General features: G+C 65.2%; 14 protein-coding genes. 9 read left to right on the forward strand and 5 right to left on the reverse strand.

Features of this window, described 5'->3' with window-relative positions:
• Window positions 1-10: 10 nt before the first annotated feature.
• Window positions 11-814: an enoyl-CoA hydratase/isomerase family protein gene (locus API01S_RS02755; RefSeq protein ID WP_061302968.1), complete on the reverse strand. Its 804-nt coding sequence runs from the start codon at window positions 812-814 to the stop codon at window positions 11-13.
• Window positions 815-1,080: 266 nt separating this feature from the next.
• Between API01S_RS02755 and API01S_RS02760 the strand changes: the two genes are divergently transcribed.
• The 8 genes from API01S_RS02760 to API01S_RS02795 all read left to right on the forward strand — a co-directional run bounded on the left by API01S_RS02760 (window position 1,081) and on the right by API01S_RS02795 (window position 9,589).
• Window positions 1,081-1,905 carry an ABC transporter ATP-binding protein gene (locus tag API01S_RS02760; RefSeq protein WP_006220161.1) on the forward strand — a complete coding sequence of 275 codons (825 nt, stop codon included), beginning with the start codon at window positions 1,081-1,083 and terminating at the stop codon, window positions 1,903-1,905.
• Window positions 1,905-2,783 carry a branched-chain amino acid ABC transporter permease gene (locus API01S_RS02765; protein ID WP_061302970.1) on the forward strand — a complete coding sequence of 293 codons (879 nt, stop codon included), beginning with the start codon at window positions 1,905-1,907 and terminating at the stop codon, window positions 2,781-2,783. Before API01S_RS02760 ends, API01S_RS02765 begins: the two co-directional genes overlap by 1 nt.
• 3 nt (window positions 2,784-2,786) lie before the next feature.
• Window positions 2,787-3,824: a branched-chain amino acid ABC transporter permease gene (locus API01S_RS02770; RefSeq protein WP_061302972.1), complete on the forward strand. Its 1,038-nt coding sequence runs from the start codon at window positions 2,787-2,789 to the stop codon at window positions 3,822-3,824.
• A 57-nt stretch (window positions 3,825-3,881) separates the two neighbouring features.
• On the forward strand, window positions 3,882-5,063 hold the full coding sequence (locus API01S_RS02775; RefSeq protein WP_061302974.1) for an ABC transporter substrate-binding protein: 1,182 nt from the start codon (window positions 3,882-3,884) through the stop codon (window positions 5,061-5,063).
• A 64-nt stretch (window positions 5,064-5,127) separates the two neighbouring features.
• Window positions 5,128-5,922: an ABC transporter ATP-binding protein gene (locus API01S_RS02780; protein WP_039884277.1), complete on the forward strand. Its 795-nt coding sequence runs from the start codon at window positions 5,128-5,130 to the stop codon at window positions 5,920-5,922.
• Window positions 5,919-7,775 carry an AMP-dependent synthetase/ligase gene (locus API01S_RS02785; protein ID WP_061302976.1) on the forward strand — a complete coding sequence of 619 codons (1,857 nt, stop codon included), beginning with the start codon at window positions 5,919-5,921 and terminating at the stop codon, window positions 7,773-7,775. The genes API01S_RS02780 and API01S_RS02785 overlap by 4 nt, the downstream gene beginning before the upstream one ends.
• Entirely contained in the window at window positions 7,772-8,926 is a 1,155-nt protein-coding gene (locus API01S_RS02790) for a thiolase family protein (RefSeq protein ID WP_061302978.1), read from the forward strand. The genes API01S_RS02785 and API01S_RS02790 overlap by 4 nt, the downstream gene beginning before the upstream one ends.
• 6 nt (window positions 8,927-8,932) lie before the next feature.
• On the forward strand, window positions 8,933-9,589 hold the full coding sequence (locus tag API01S_RS02795; RefSeq protein WP_061302980.1) for a TetR/AcrR family transcriptional regulator: 657 nt from the start codon (window positions 8,933-8,935) through the stop codon (window positions 9,587-9,589).
• Window positions 9,590-9,689: 100 nt separating this feature from the next.
• Here the strand turns inward: API01S_RS02795 and API01S_RS02800 are convergent, their stop codons facing one another.
• The 4 genes from API01S_RS02800 to prfB form a co-directional block, all read right to left on the reverse strand.
• Window positions 9,690-10,010 (reverse strand): preprotein translocase subunit TatB, encoded by a 321-nt coding sequence (locus API01S_RS02800; protein ID WP_050730139.1) that lies wholly within the window; start codon window positions 10,008-10,010, stop codon window positions 9,690-9,692.
• A 15-nt stretch (window positions 10,011-10,025) separates the two neighbouring features.
• Window positions 10,026-11,549, reverse strand: a complete 1,524-nt coding sequence (gene lysS / locus API01S_RS02805; RefSeq protein WP_006220150.1) for a lysine--tRNA ligase — start codon at window positions 11,547-11,549, stop codon at window positions 10,026-10,028.
• 10 nt (window positions 11,550-11,559) lie between these two features.
• The gene (locus API01S_RS02810; protein ID WP_061302982.1) at window positions 11,560-12,315 is read right to left on the reverse strand and encodes an SDR family oxidoreductase; all 756 of its coding nucleotides are present in this window, start codon (window positions 12,313-12,315) and stop codon (window positions 11,560-11,562) included.
• A 41-nt stretch (window positions 12,316-12,356) separates the two neighbouring features.
• A protein-coding gene (gene prfB, locus API01S_RS02815) for a peptide chain release factor 2 (protein WP_156329936.1) occupies window positions 12,357-13,461 on the reverse strand; the annotation gives its coding sequence in 2 pieces (ribosomal slippage) (window positions 12,357-13,379 and window positions 13,381-13,461; 1,104 coding nt in all).
• Between the two features lie 287 nt (window positions 13,462-13,748).
• Here prfB and API01S_RS02820 point away from each other — a divergent pair.
• Window positions 13,749-15,059 (forward strand): MFS transporter, encoded by a 1,311-nt coding sequence (locus API01S_RS02820; RefSeq protein ID WP_006220147.1) that lies wholly within the window; start codon window positions 13,749-13,751, stop codon window positions 15,057-15,059.
• Window positions 15,060-15,101: the final 42 nt, after the last annotated feature.

The raw sequence follows: 15,101 nt of genomic DNA on the forward strand, positions 1-15,101 counted from the left end.
GGCGCGGCGACTAGTCGCCCTTGAATACCGGCGCACGCTTTTCGCTGAACGCGCGCACTCCTTCGGCGAAGTCTGCGCGGCGGGCGGAATCCAGGAAGCGCGCGGTCTCTTCGGCCAGCTGCGTTTCCAGCGTGGCGTGCTGCGCGCTGCGCAGCAGGTCTTTCGCGCCAGCGATGCCGTGTGGCGCGTGGCGCGCCAGCTCCTGGGCGTAGCGTTCGCCGGCCTCGGCCAATTGCGCGGCGGGCGCGGTGCGCGTGACGATGCCCCAGGCCAGCGCGTCGCGCGCGGTGAACGCGTCGTGTCGCAACAGCAGATCCAATGCGCGGCGCGCGCCCAGCACCCGCGTGAGTCCGTGCGTCATGCCGGCGTCGGGCGTGGCGCCCAGCTTCAGGTACGCCGTCATGAAGCGCGTGTCTTCGTCAGCGATCGCCAGGTCGCAAGCCAGCACCAGCGACAAGCCCGCGCCCGCCGCGACGCCATGCACCTCCGCCACCCAGATTTTTTCCATGCGGGCGATGCGCGCGATGAAATCGTTCAGCGGCGTGAACAGATCCTGCAACGTGGCGCGGACCTGCGCGGCCTCGCCCGTGAACATGCTGATGTCGCCACCCGCGCAGAACGCCTTGCCCGCCGCGCGCAGCCGCAGCACGCGAATGCCGCGCTGCGTTTCGATCCATTGCGAGGCGCGTTGCAGGTCGCGCGCCATCGCGACGTCGATCGCGTTGAGCGCGTCGGGGCGGTTCAGCGTGATCGTGGCCAGTGCGCCGTCGGCCGTCAATTGCACCGTCTCAAACGTGGGAAGTTCCTGGGTCATGGCGTGTCTCCGTTATCGGGTAAGTACCAACTGTCGATCCAAAAACCGCGATGCTATGGTCTGAACCGAGCGCTTGCTTGGTTTGCTTTTGAGCAGGCCTAGCGTAACGCATAGCACTGCCGCATTGAACGATTTTCCGGCGCTGGATTGGCGTAGGTAAAGACAGGTTCGTTGCATCTCCTGCCTCGCGGGTCGCCTGATTCATCGCTAAAAAAATGTCCGCCCCAGGCGGCAAATAACTTCGCGATCAATCAGCGAGGAGACAAATGGTGGATCAGTCCGAACACGCTCCCTTGCTGGAGGTGGATGGGGTTACCTTGGCATTTGGCGGCGTCAAGGCGCTGACGGGCGTGGGGTTTCGCGTGGCGCCGGGCACCATCACCACCGTCATCGGCCCGAACGGCGCGGGCAAGACATCACTGTTCAACACCATATCCGGCTTCTATCGGCCGGCAGCCGGCCAGATCCGCTTCGAAGGCCGCGACATCACGCGCATGGCGGCGCCGCAACGCGCCAAGCTGGGCCTGGCGCGCAGCTTCCAGAACATCGCGCTGTTTCGTGGCATGACCGTGCTGGACAACATCAAGCTTGGGCGCCACGCGCACCTGCGCACCAATGTGCTGGACGCGCTGTTCTACCTGGGCCGTGCGCGCCGCGAAGAGATGGCGCTGCGCGCCGACATCGAAGAACGCATCATCGATTTTCTTGAAATCGACCACATCCGCCATGCGCCGGTGTCGGCCTTGTCGTATGGCCTGCAAAAGCGCGTCGAGCTGGCGCGTGCGCTGGCGATGCAGCCCAAGGTGCTGATGCTCGATGAGCCCGTGGCCGGCATGAACCGCGAGGAAACGGACGACATGGCGCGCTTCATTCTGGATGCGCGCAGCGAGTGGGGCGTGACGGTCCTGATGGTCGAACACGACATGGGCATGGTGATGGACCTGTCCGACCACGTCGTGGTGCTGAACTTCGGCCAGGTGATTGCTGACGGCACGCCCGCGGCGGTGCAGGCCAATCCCGAAGTGATCAAGGCGTACCTGGGCGCGGGCGACGTGGGCGATCTGCGCCGCCGCCTGCGGGAGGCCGCCTGATGGATGCGCTGTTCTTCCTGGAAGTCACGCTGGCCGGCCTGGGCAGCGGCGGCCTGTACGCGCTGGCGGCGCTGGCCTTCGTCATCGTCTACAAGGCGACGCGCGTGGTGAACATCGCCATCGGCGAATTCCTGATGCTGGGCGCTTACGTCTTCTATGCCTTCGCAACCGGCATGCAATGGCCGATCTGGCTTGCCATCGTGGGCGCGGTCGTGGTGTCGGGGGCTTTGGGCGCGTTGGTGGAGCGCTTGACGATACGGCCGATGCTGGGTGAAGCGCCTATCTCCGTCTTCATGGTGACCGTCGGTCTGGCCTCGATTCTTGTCGGCGTGGTGGAGCTGATCTGGACCGCCGATCAGCGCCGCCTGCCGGAATTCATGCCACGTTCGCCCGTGATGGTGGGCGAGGCGTTCGTGGCGCCCAAGGTGTTTTACGGATTCTGGGTGGCCGTGGTGCTGGCGCTGCTGGTGCTGGTGGTGTTTCGCTACTGGCGTGGCGGGGTGGCCTTGCGCGCGACGGCATCCGATCAGGGCGCGGCCTACGCCATGGGCATCAACGTGCCCCGCGTGTTCTCGCTGGCCTGGGTGGCGGCGGGTGCGTTGGCGGCGGTGTCGGGCGTGATCGTGGGCGCCATCGGCGGCATCTCTTCGTCGATGGGTGTGTTCGGCCTGTCGGTGCTGGTGGTGGTGATCGTGGGCGGCTTGGACAGCGTGGCGGGCGCGCTGGTGGGCGGCGTCTTCATCGGGCTGCTGGAAGCGTGGGCCGGCGCGTACCTGGGCGGCGAATTCAAGTTGTTGGCCACTTTCATCGTGCTGGTCGTGGTGCTGATGGTCAGGCCCTATGGCCTTTTCGGCACCCGTGAAATCGAGAGGCTCTGACCCATGCGCATCGCGACCGCGAAGCAGACCTACCTGGCCGACGAGGCCTTGTTCGACACTCGCACCCAGTACGTATGGCTGGCCTTGCTGGCCGCCTCGCTGGTGCTGTTCCCGTTCGTCGCGGACGCGTACTGGTTGTACTTGGCCTGCCTGGTGGCCATCAATATCGCCAGCGCGACGGGCCTGAACATTCTGACCGGCTACACCGGGCTGGTCAGCCTGGGGCAGGCGGCGTTCATGGGCCTGGGGGCGTATACCGTGGCGGTGATGGAACTGCGGCTGGGCACGCCGGTGCTGGTCAATCTGCTGGGCGGCGGCGTGGTGGCGATGGTCGGCGGGCTGCTGGTCGGCATACCGTCGTTGCGGGTCAAAGGCCTTTACCTGGCAATCGCCACGATTGCCGCGTCGTTCATCGCGCATTTCATTTTTGCAAACTGGCAATTCACTGGCGGCACCACGGGTTTGCAGGTGCCACCCGCGCGATTGCTGGGGGTGGACCTGGACACCTCGTTCAAGATCTATTGGCTGATCGTTCCGGTAACCGTGTTGATGGTGCTGGGCGCAGCCAACCTGTTTCGCACGCGCATCGGCCGCGCCTTCATCGCCATCCGCGACCGCGACATCTCCGCTGAAGTGCTGGGCATCCCTCTCTTGCGCTACAAGCTGCTGTCATTCGGCCTGTCGTCGTTTTACGCAGGCGTGGCGGGCGGCTTGTGGGCGTACTTCTTCCGAGTGGTCACACCCGAGAGCTTTCCGCTGATCATGTCGATCTTCTTCCTGGCAGCGATCATCGTGGGCGGCATGGGCTCGATCCTGGGGGCCATCCTGGGCGCGATATTCATGACCATGGTGCCCGAACTGCTCAAGCTCATCGTCGGCTGGCTGCCCGTCGGCGGCGACGCGCTGCGCCTGGTGTCGCCGGTGCGAACGATTGTTTTCGGCCTGCTGATCGTGGGCTTCCTGATCTTCGAGCCGCATGGGCTCGCGGAAATCTGGCGGCGCGTGCGCCGCTTCTTTCACCTGTGGCCATTCCGGACCTGAACGCCGCCTGGCCGATCGCATGACCTGAAACGCACAAGATCCCCAAGGAGACACACCATGAAGCGCATCCGGATAGGCAGCGGTTTATCGAGGTTGTTGGCCCCACTGGGCCTGGCGGCGGCATTGGCGGCAGCGCCCGCCGCGCAGGCTGCCGATGACCTGGTGCTGGGCGGGTCGATTCCATTGAGCGGCGTGTTTGCGTTTGCCGGGCAGGGTATCCACGCCGGCATCACCGACTACGTGAAGATCATCAACGACCAGGGCGGCATCAAGGGGCGCAAGCTGCGCTATGTGCCCGAAGACACGGCCTATAAGGTGGACGCCTCAGTGGCGGCGTTCAAGAAGATCACCAGCCAGAACAAGGTGAATTTCTACTATGGCGATTCCACCGGCTTTTCAAAGACGATCAACGCCGAATTGAACCGCACGGGCGACATCTTGATGACCGGTGCGTCGTTCGCTACCGAATTGAACGACCCCGCCAAGTACCCGGCGCAATTCATGCTGGGGCCGGACTACACCGAAATGTTCGGCATCCTGCTGCGCTACATCGCCAAGGAACAGCCTGGCGCGAAAGTGGCGTTCGTGTATTCGGACACCGAGTTCGGCCGCGACCCCATCGCCAGTTCGCGCGCGGTGGCCGAGAAGCTGGGCTTGAAGGTCGCCACCGAGATCATGACGCCGCCGGGCAGCGTGGACGTATCGACCGAAGTCATCAAGCTGCGCCGCGCCGACCCCGACTTCACGATCTTCCACGGCTACGTCCTGGCGCCGATTCCTGAATTCGTGGGGCAGGGCAAGCGCATGGGCTTGAAGACGCGCTACATGGGCACGTTCTGGACCATGGACAACTCGACCGTCATGCAGATGGGCGAAGACGCCGAGGGCTTCATGGGCGTGATGCCCTATCGCTACTACTACGACACCGAAGGCGATGCGCCGATGCTCAAGAAGATCCGCGAGATGCGGCCCCAGTACCAGAGCACGGGCTACATGCAGGGCTACCTGGCGGCGATGCTGTTCTCGGAAGTGGCCAAGCGCACGCTGGATGCCGGCAAGGAGCTGACCAGCGCCAACATGAAGGCCGCGCTGGATGGCATCAAGGACTTCGACACGGGCGGGCTGATCGGCGTGCCGATCACGATCAAGGGCAATTCCATTCCCGTAGGCCGCATCTACCGCGCCGATGTGAAGCAGAAGCAGATGGTGCCGGCCTCGGACTGGATCGTGCTCAAGTGAGGCTGCCGTGACTTCCCGCCTTGACCCCCACGCGGCATCGACCGGCGCCGCCCCGCCCGCAGCGGTGCTGGACATCAACAACATCGAAGTCGTCTACAACAAGGCGGTGCAGGTGCTGCGTGGCCTGTCGCTGTCGGTGCCGGATGGAAGCATCGTGGCGCTGCTCGGCAGCAATGGGGCGGGGAAATCCACAACGCTCAAGGCCGTGTCCGGCTTGCTGGACCTGGAAGACGGCGCGCTGGTGCGCGGCCACATCCTTTTCAATGGTGGCGACACGCAGGGCGCCCAGCCGCAGAACCTGGTGCGCGCGGGCCTGGCGCATGTCATGGAAGGCCGCCGCGTATTCGAAGACCTGACCGTGGAAGAAAACCTGGTGGCGGCCACCTATGCGCTGACGGGCAGGTCGGGCGCGCGGCCGGATTTCGATCTGGTCTACGGCTATTTCCCGCGCCTCTTCGAGCGGCGGCGCGGGCTGGCCGGCTATCTGTCCGGCGGCGAGCAGCAGATGCTGGCGATTGGCCGCGCGCTGATCGCACAGCCTCGGCTGATGCTGCTGGATGAACCGTCGTTGGGGTTGTCGCCGATGCTGGTCGAGAACATCTTTTCCATCATCGCGCGCATCAACGCCGAACAAGGCGTGTCGATGCTGCTGGTTGAGCAGAACGCGTCGGTGGCGCTGGCCGTGGCGCACTACGGCTACATCATGGAGACGGGCAAGGTCGTCATCGACGGCACGGCGGACAAGCTGGCTGCCGACCCTGACGTGCGCGAGTTCTACCTGGGCGTCGGCGGCACGGGCGAAGCGCGCGGCTTTCGCGACATCAAGCACTACAAGCGCCGCAAGCGCTGGCTGTCATGAAGGACAAGGCGATGGTTGCATCGATAGATACCGCCGTATGGCCCGAACTGACGCTGCCGCAGATGCTGCGCGAGCAGGCGCGGCGCCAGCCCGGCGCCATCGCCATCCGGCAGAAGGACTTCGGCATCTGGAAGCCGCTGACGTGGTCCGACTACTGGCGGCGTGCCTGCCGCGTTGGGCTGGGCTTGCGGGCATTGGGCCTGGGCGTCGGAGGGCGTGTCGCCATCGTGTCGGAGAACCGTGTCGAATGGCTGCTGACGCAGTTGGGCGCGGGTACAGTCGGCGGCGTGGCGGTGGGTGTGTATTCGACCAGCCCGGCCGAGGAAATGGGCTATGTGCTGGAGCACGCCGACGTCGAGCTGGTGGTGTGCGAAGACCAGGAGCAGACCGACAAGGTGCTGCAAGTGGCCGACCGTCTGCCCTTGCTGCGCCGCATCGTGATGATGGAAACCAAGGGCCTGCGTTCCTACGCGCCGGCCGAACGCGAACGGATCGTGACCTACGCCGAAGTCGAGGCCGACGGCGCGCGCCGCGAGGCAAGCGAACTGGCGACGCTGAACGCCGTGCTGGACAGCCAGCGGCTGGATGACACCGGCTTGATGATCTATACGTCCGGGTCCACCGGCAAGCCCAAGGGCGCCATGCTCAGTTACCGCAACATGCGCGGCGTGGCGCCGGGCATTGCGGACCGGCTGTCGATGGATGCGCGCACGGTGCATCTGTCGTATTTGCCGCTGTGTCACGTGGCCGAACAGATGCTGTCCACCTTTGTGCCGCTGTACCTGGGTTCGCAGGTGAATTTCGGCGAATCGATCCGCACCGTGCAGGAGGATCTGCGCGAAGTTGCGCCCACGATCTTCCTGGGCGTGCCGCGCATCTGGGAAAAGCTGCATGCGTCGATATCGATCAAGATGCAGGAAGCGGGCCGCGTGCAGCGGTGGCTGTATCAACGCGCGCTGGCGCGCTGCGCGCCGTTCCTGGAAAAGTCGCCTGCGCAGTACAGCGCGGGCGAACGCCTGACGCATGCGTTGTGGTACTGGCTGGTGCTGCGCGCGCTACAGAACTTCATTGGCCTGCGACGCGTGCGCGTGGCGATGACGGGGGCCGCGCCCATACCACCCGACGTGGTGCGCTATTTCCGCAACCTGGGCGTGCCGCTGCTGGAAGTCTACGGCCTGACGGAGTCCGCCGGCATGATCTTCGGTCAGCACCCCGACCGCGTGAAGGTGGGCACGGTGGGCGAGCCCATCCTGGGCGTGGAATGGAAGATGGGCGAGGCCGGCGAATTGCTGGTGCGCGGCGACATGGTGTTCCAGGGCTATTACAAGAACGCGCAGGCCACGGCCGACACGGTGCGAGATGGATGGCTGCACACGGGCGACGTGGTCGCCGAACAGGACGGGCGCGTGCGCATCGTGGACCGCCTCAAAGACATCATGATTACCGCTGGCGGCAAGAATCTGACGCCGTCGGAAATCGAGAACGCGGTCAAGGGCAGCCCCTACGTGAAGGAATGCATCGTGATCGCCGACGGCCGCAGGTTCGTGTCCGCACTGATCCAGCTTGAATTCGACACCGTCGGCAAATGGGCCGAGTCGCGCCGCATCGCGTTCACGCATTTCCGCTCGCTGGCGGAATCGGCGCAGGTGCGCGAACTGGTGCAGCAGGAGGTCTCGCGCGCCAATGCCGGGCTGGCGCCCGTGGCGCAGATCAAGCGCTTTCATCTGCTGACCAAGGAACTGGATCATGACGACGGCGAGGTCACGGCCACGATGAAGGTGCGTCGGGCCAGCATCTATCGCACGTATGCGGCAGAGATCGAAAAGCTCTACGTTGAGGAGACGATGGCATGAACGAAGCGGTGATCGTCGAAGCGGTGCGCACGCCTTTCGGCCGGCGCGGCGGATGGTGGGCCGACACGCGGCCCGATACGCTGCTGGCGCAAACGGTGGACGGGTTGCTGGCGCGCGCGGGCCTGCCGGGCGAGAAGGTCGAGGATCTGATCGCGGGCTGCGTCAGCCAGGCCGGCGAGCAGGGCGCTAACGTGGGACGGCTGGCGGCCATGCTGTCGGGCCTGCCGTTGAGCGTGCCCGGCATGACGCTGAACCGCATGTGCGGCTCCAGCCAGCAGGCGGTGCACATGGGCGCGCAGGCCATCGCGGCAGGCGATATGCGCTACGTGGTGGCGGGCGGCGTCGAAAGCATGAGCCGCGTGCCGATGTTCCTGGACGTGACCTTGGGGCAGGGCGAATTCAAGGGCTTCGAGTCGTTGAACCCCGCGCTGCTGGAGCGCCATGCGTTGATCCACCAGATTGAAAGCGCGGAACGCATCGCCGACCATTGGCAGCTGTCGCAGGCCGACATGGACGATTGGGCGCGCGAAAGCCACGCGCGCGCATGGGCGGCGGCGCGCAGCGGCGTGCACGCGGAGCTGCTGCCTGGCCCGCAAGAGGCCGTGCATCGGGATGAAGGTATCCGCGAAAAAACCGATGCCGCGCGCATGGCCGCGATGGCGCCGGCGATGCGGCCGGTGGGGCAGGGCGGCGTGACGGCCGCCAACGCCAGCCAGTTGGCCGATGGCGCGTCGGCCGTGTTGCTGGCCGACCGCGATACCGCGTTAGCCGATGGCTTGCGGCCGCGCGCGCGCTTTCTGGCGCGGGTGGTGGTCGGTTCCGACCCGGTCATGCAACTGACCGGTGTGATCCCGGCGGCGCGAATGGCGCTGGCGCGTGCCGGGCTGTCGCTGGAAGACATCGACTGGATCGAAATCAATGAAGCCTTCGCCAGCGTGGTGCTGGCGTGGCAGCGTGAACTGGACGCCAAGCCTGCGCGCGTGAACCCTTGGGGCGGGGCGATTGCCCATGGTCACCCATTGGGGGCGACCGGCGCGGGCCTGATGGCCAAGATGCTGGCCGGGCTGGAAGCCACCGAGGGCGAGATCGGCATGCAGCTGATGTGCATCGGGCACGGCATGGCCACCGCCACGATACTCCAGAGACTGTGAACGGCCATGAACAAGACCGCGGCCGCCGCGCCGCGCGATGAAGGCGCGGACTCCGAGCGCCGCCGCGAACTGGTGCTGACGGCCGGACGGCTGTTCTGCAAGCATGGCTACGAACGCACCACCGTGCGTGAACTGGCGCGCGCGGTGGGCTTGCAGTCCGGCAGCCTGTTCCATCACTTTCGCAGCAAGGAAGAAATCCTCGTGGCCGTGATGAACAACGGCATCCAGGAAGTGATCGACGGCGGCGAACGCGCGCTGGCCCATTACGACGCGCCGGCTGACCGGCTGGCGGCGCTGTTTCGCGTACACATGTGGAGCATGCTGCAAGGCGCGGGCGGCGATGCGATGAACGCGCTGGTCTACGAATGGCGCAGCTTGTCCGCGCCCAGCCAGTCGGCCGTCAAAGCCCTGAGCGATCGCTACGAGGCGATGTGGCAGTCGGTCGTGGCGGAGGCGGTCGGTGCCGGCCTGATCCAGGGCGACGCGCGCGTCATCAAGCGCTGCGTGCTGGGGGCGATGAACCTGACGGTGCAGTGGTACAAACCGGGCGGCCGGCTGGCGCCCGCCGCGTTCATCGATGCAATGTTGCTGGCTTCGCTGCCGGCGTTGCCGTCAGGAGCGGGCGCATGGCCGCTGGAGGGCGTGCAGCCGCGTAGTGTGTAGATCGCGCCGAGGGCGCAATCCACGGGGCTGGCCAAGTTTTTGGATGACCGCGCCGACGCGCGGCCCCTCGCGCCTGCCAGCGCGAGTGTGAAGCCCGAGCCTAGCCGCGTCGCTTGAAGAACGCGCCCACGGCGCAGCCGACGGCGAGTGCCAGCAGGCATCCCGAGACGGGCAGCAGGAAGTCGGCCTGGCCGCGATAACCGCCGCCCGTGGTGGCGCCAGCCACCGCGCCCATCCAGAGCAGGGCCGTCAACAAGGCGGCAACCGCCGAAATCGCGGCAGCGATGCACAGGGCCACGAACACCGGCCGGCGCGGCTGCGCGGGCGCGTAGGCCGCGCCCGGCAACACGCGGCGGGGTTGCTTGATCCAGTAGATCAGCCCCGCCACGATCAGCAGCAGCATCAGGATCTTGAAGATCATGATGCCGACCCGTCTTTAGTCTTCACGGCGCAGGTGCGGGAACAGGATGACGTCGCGGATGCTGGGGCTGTCGGTCAGCAGCATGACCAGGCGGTCGATGCCGATGCCGCAGCCGCCCGTCGGAGGCATGCCGTATTCCAGCGCGCGGATGTAGTCCGCGTCATAGAACATGGCTTCTTCGTCGCCGGCGTCCTTGGCTTCGACTTGCGAGCGGAAGCGTTCGGCCTGGTCTTCGGGGTCGTTCAACTCCGAGAAGCCGTTGGCGATCTCGCGGCCCGTCATGAACAGCTCGAAGCGTTCGGTGATGCCTTCGCGGGTGTCAGAGGCGCGCGCGAGCGGCGACACTTCCACCGGGTAGTCGATGATGTAGGTGGGGTTCCAGAGCTTGGCTTCGGCCGTCTCTTCGAACAGCGCCAGTTGCAGCGCGCCCAGGCCGGCGCGCGACAGCACGGGGCCGTCGGCGTCCGCGCCCAGCTTCTTGAGTTCGGCGCGCACGAAGACCGGGTCGTCCAGCTGTGCCTGGGTGTAGCCGGGGGCGTACTTCAGGATGGCTTCGCAGATGGTCAGGCGGTCGAACGGCTTGGACAGGTCCAGCTCGCGTTCCTGATAGGTCAGCACGGCGCTGCCGGTCGCCGAAATGGCGGCCTGGCGGATCAGTTCTTCCGTGAAGTCCATGAGCCAGCGGTATTCCGCGTAGGCTGCATAGAACTCCATCATCGTGAATTCAGGGTTGTGACGCGGGCTGACGCCTTCGTTGCGGAAGTTGCGGTTCACTTCGAACACGCGCTCGAAGCCGCCGACGATCAGGCGCTTCAGGTACAGCTCGGGCGCGATGCGCAGGTACATTTCCATGTCCAGCGCATTGTGGTGCGTGACGAACGGCTTGGCCGCCGCGCCGCCCGGGATCGGGTGCAGCATGGGCGTTTCGACTTCCAGGAAGCCGGCGTTCAGCATGAACTGGCGAATGCTGCCCACGGCCTTGCTGCGCGCTTCGAACGTGCGGCGCGTGGCGTCCGTCATGATGAGGTCGACGTAGCGCTGGCGATAGCGCAGTTCCTGGTCGGCCACGCCGTGGAACTTGTCGGGCAGGGGGCGCAGCGACTTGGACAGCAGGCGGGCGGTCGCGGCATGCACCGACAGTTCGCCCTTGTTGGTCTTGAAGACCGACCCTTCGATCGCGATGATGTCGCCGATGTCCCATTGCTTGAACGCGGCGTAGTTGTCTTCGCCCAGCGTGCCGCGGTCCAGGTAGATCTGGATGCGGCCCGTGCTGTCTTGCAGCGTGGCGAAGCTGGCCTTGCCCATGACGCGCTTGAGCATCATGCGGCCGGCAACCTTGACGGTGACGCCGGCGGCGGCCAGGGCTTCCTGCTCTTGGCCGTCGTACTTGTCGTGCAGCGCGGCGGCGCGGGCGTCCGGGACGAAATCGTTGGGGTACGCGACCCCGGTTTCGCGCAGTTTGGCCAGCTTGGCGCGCCGTTCGGCGATCAAGCGGTTTTCATCCTGGGCGGGTGCCGGAGCGGTCGAGTGGTCGGTCATGGTAAGGGGATCAGTCGTAATTGCGGATGTCGTCGATCTCGGTCGTGCCGAAATCTTCGCGATCCAGGTAGGCGAGGATGCGGGCGGCCACGTTGGCGGGCGAGGCCAGCTTGCCCGTGGCGTGGAAGTCCTGGAACTTGGCCAGCGCGGGGAAGCTGTCGGGGTCGCTGGAACGGATGGCGACCTGCATGTCGGTATCGACAATGCCGGGAGCCAGCGCGACGATGCGCGCGCCGTCAGCGCCTTGTTCCTGCTTGACCACGCGCGAGTACATGTCCAGCGCGGCCTTGGTGGCGCAGTAGACGCCCCAGCCGGCGTTCGGGTTGCGGCCCGCGCCGGACGAGATGTTCAGCACGCGGCGGTCGGCCTGGATGCCGTTGACGGCGGCCAGGAAGCGCGCGGTCAACAGCATGACGGCGCTGACGTTCAGGTTGAACGCGGCGGTAATCGCGGCGCCGTCGTTCAGGGCGTCGGTGCTGGCCACGGGGTGGACGGTGCCCGCATTGTTGATGAGCAGATAGCGCTTGGCGTCGCGCGGCAAGGCCGAGCAGATGCGTTCGGCCGCGCTCTGGGCCGCATTCAGGTCCGAGAGGTCCACGGACAGTTGTTCCAGTTGCACATCCTGCGACTGCGCGTAGGCGGCCAGTTCGGGGTCTTCGCGGCGCGCCAGCGTGATCAGGCGGGTGCCCGGCTTGGCCAGGCCGCGCGCCATGGCGGCGCCGATGCCGCGCGAAGCGCCGGTAAGGATTGCGATGGTGTCAGACATTCGTGGACCTCTGGGTGCGGTGAGGGGAAAAATCTCGGAGCTTAAATGCCTTGCTTCAGGCTGGCCTGGATGAAGGGATCCAGGTCGCCGTCCAGCACTTTCTGCGTGTTGGAAATTTCAACGTTGGTGCGCAGATCCTTGATGCGGCTCTGGTCCAGCACGTAGGAACGAATCTGGTGGCCCCAACCCACATCGGTCTTGGAGTCTTCCAGCTTCTGCTGCTCGGCCATGCGGTTACGCATTTCCAGTTCGTAGAGCTTGGACTTGAGCATCTGCATGGCTTCGGCGCGGTTGCGATGCTGCGAGCGGTCGTTCTGGCACTGCACCACGATGCCCGTCGGGATGTGGGTCAGACGCACGGCGGAGTCGGTCTTGTTGATGTGCTGACCGCCCGCGCCGGACGCGCGGTAGGTGTCCACGCGCAGATCGGCGGGGTTCACTTCGACTTCGAACGATTCATCGACTTCCGGGTACACGAAGACGCTGGCGAACGAGGTGTGGCGGCCACCGGACGAATCGAACGGGCTCTTGCGGACCAGGCGGTGCACGCCGGTTTCGGTGCGCAGATAGCCGAAGGCGTATTCGCCTTCCATCTTGATGGTGGCCGACTTGATGCCGGCGACGTCGCCTTCGGATTCTTCCAGCACTTCGACCTTGAAGCCCTTGCGCTCGGCATAGCGCAGGTACTGGCGCAACAGCATCGAAGCCCAGTCCTGCGCTTCCGTGCCGCCCGCGCCCGCCTGGATGTCCAGGAAGCAGTTGAGCGGATCGGCCGGATTGGAGAACATGCGGCGAAATTCCAGGTTCTCGAGCTTTTCCTGGAACGCGTCGGCGTCTTTTTCGATGGATTCGAGCGTGGAATCGTCGTCATCGGCCTTGGCCAGTTCGAACAATTCGTTGGCGTCGGCCAGGCCCGTGCCTAGACTGGTGAGCGTTTCCACCACGTCTTCCAGGGCTTTCTTTTCACGGCCCAGGTCCTGGGCGTGCTTGGGGTCGTTCCAGACCGCCGGGTCTTCGAGCTCGGCGTTTACAACTTGCAGGCGTTCAGCTTTGGCATCGTAGTCAAAGATACCTCCGTAGAGCCTGTTCGCGCTCCGCGTAATCGGCGAGGCGGGCTGCGAGCTGGTTCTGACGTTCGGCTTCCATGATGATCCTGTCCTGATGACTTTTGTGCGAAACCTGGCATTTTACCGTGGATGGCCTGACTGCGCGGGCGCGGTTTGCAAGCAGGGGCCGGATCCCCTTCCGGGCATTTGGGTGCAGCGCGCCAAGTTGTTCAGTTTTTTGTCACCTTCCCCGCTCTAGGCTAGGTCAGCGGCCCCTTTGTCCCCGTGCCGGTTTCCGTTGCCCTGGCGGCGGAAGCTCCCGGGGAAGGGCGGACCGCCCGCGCCGGCAACCCGCCGGACTATCCCGCCAGAGGACAGGAGACAACGATGGAAAACACGATGACCCCCGGGGTCACGCCGGCGATCCCGGCGAGTGAGGAAGACCGCATCTATCGCAAAGTGGGCTGGCGGCTGGTGCCGCTGCTGGTGGTCTGCTACGTGGTGGCGTACCTGGACCGCGTGAACGTCGGCTTTGCCAAGTTGCAGATGCTGCAAGAGCTTCAGTTCAGCGAAACGGTGTACGGGCTGGGCGCGGGCATCTTCTTCATCGGCTATTTCATTTTCGAAATTCCCAGCAACGTCATCCTGCACAAGGTGGGCGCGCGGATCTGGATCGCGCGGATCATGATTACCTGGGGCATCATTTCGTCCTGCATGATGTTCGTGACCAGCGAGCACATGTTCTACGCGCTGCGCTTTCTGCTGGGCGCGGCCGAAGCCGGCTTCTTTCCCGGCATCATCCTGTACCTGACCTATTGGTATCCGGCAGCCCGACGCGGACGTATCACCACTTTCTTCATGACCGCCGTGCCCATGTCGGGCCTGATCGGCGGACCGATTTCCGGCTGGATCATGTCCACTTTCCATGGCGACCACGGCTTGTCGGGCTGGCAGTGGCTGTTTCTGATGGAAGGCATTCCGTCGGTGCTGATTGGGGTGCTGGTGCTGATCTATCTGGACGACCGCATCAACAAGGCAAAGTGGCTGACCGCCGCCGAGCGCGCCGTGCTGATCCGCAATATCGCGGCCGAAGAACAGCAGAAGGAAGATCCGCCGATCCGCGCCGCGCTGACGCGGCCGCGCGTGTGGGCGATGGCGCTGATCTATTTTTCGTTCGTCATGGGCTTGTATGGGGTGGGCTTCTGGATGCCGTCGCTCATTAAAAGCACGGGGGTGCAAAGCCCGCTGGCCATCGGCCTCTTGACCGCCATTCCCAACCTGTTCGCCGTGATCGGGATGATCCTGATTTCGCGCAACTCCGATCGGCTGCGCGAACGCCGCTGGCACGTGGCGCTGCCGGCGCTGTTCGGCGCGGTGGGCCTGTTCTTCTCGGCGGTCTGGAGCGGCAATACGGTGCTGGCGATCCTGGCGCTGACGGTGGCCAACATCGGCATCTGCACGGTGCTGCCCTTGTTCTGGAGCCTGCCGACGGCGCTTTTGGGCGGCACGGCGGCGGCGGCCGGCATTGCGCTGATCAACTCGGTAGGCAACCTGGCGGGCTTTGTCAGCCCCTATCTGGTGGGCTGGTTGAAGGACGCAACCGGGACGACGAACACCGGCCTGTACATGCTGTCGGGCTGCCTGGTGGTGGGGGCGCTGGTGGCGCTGGCGCAGCCGGCCAAGCTGGTGAACAAGTAATGAAAAAAGGGGGAAGGCGCGGCCCTGGCGGGTCTGCGCCTT

The sequence above is a fragment of the Achromobacter piechaudii NBRC 102461 genome, from assembly GCF_001571245.1.
Taxonomy (GTDB): Bacteria; Pseudomonadota; Gammaproteobacteria; order Burkholderiales; family Burkholderiaceae_B; genus Achromobacter; species Achromobacter piechaudii.

Excerpts from the sequence above, each read along its gene's own strand:
- API01S_RS02755 (WP_061302968.1), bottom strand. The coding sequence starts at position 814 with ATGACCCAGGAACTTCCCACGTTTGAGACGGTGCAATTGACGGCCGAC.
- API01S_RS02760 (WP_006220161.1), top strand. The coding sequence starts at position 1,081 with ATGGTGGATCAGTCCGAACACGCTCCCTTGCTGGAGGTGGATGGGGTT.
- API01S_RS02765 (WP_061302970.1), top strand. The coding sequence starts at position 1,905 with ATGGATGCGCTGTTCTTCCTGGAAGTCACGCTGGCCGGCCTGGGCAGC.
- API01S_RS02770 (WP_061302972.1), top strand. The coding sequence starts at position 2,787 with ATGCGCATCGCGACCGCGAAGCAGACCTACCTGGCCGACGAGGCCTTG.
- API01S_RS02775 (WP_061302974.1), top strand. The coding sequence starts at position 3,882 with ATGAAGCGCATCCGGATAGGCAGCGGTTTATCGAGGTTGTTGGCCCCA.
- API01S_RS02785 (WP_061302976.1), top strand. The coding sequence starts at position 5,919 with ATGAAGGACAAGGCGATGGTTGCATCGATAGATACCGCCGTATGGCCC.
- API01S_RS02790 (WP_061302978.1), top strand. The coding sequence starts at position 7,772 with ATGAACGAAGCGGTGATCGTCGAAGCGGTGCGCACGCCTTTCGGCCGG.
- API01S_RS02795 (WP_061302980.1), top strand. The coding sequence starts at position 8,933 with ATGAACAAGACCGCGGCCGCCGCGCCGCGCGATGAAGGCGCGGACTCC.
- API01S_RS02800 (WP_050730139.1), bottom strand. The coding sequence starts at position 10,010 with ATGATCTTCAAGATCCTGATGCTGCTGCTGATCGTGGCGGGGCTGATC.
- lysS (WP_006220150.1), bottom strand. The coding sequence starts at position 11,549 with ATGACCGACCACTCGACCGCTCCGGCACCCGCCCAGGATGAAAACCGC.
- API01S_RS02810 (WP_061302982.1), bottom strand. The coding sequence starts at position 12,315 with ATGTCTGACACCATCGCAATCCTTACCGGCGCTTCGCGCGGCATCGGC.
- API01S_RS02820 (WP_006220147.1), top strand. The coding sequence starts at position 13,749 with ATGGAAAACACGATGACCCCCGGGGTCACGCCGGCGATCCCGGCGAGT.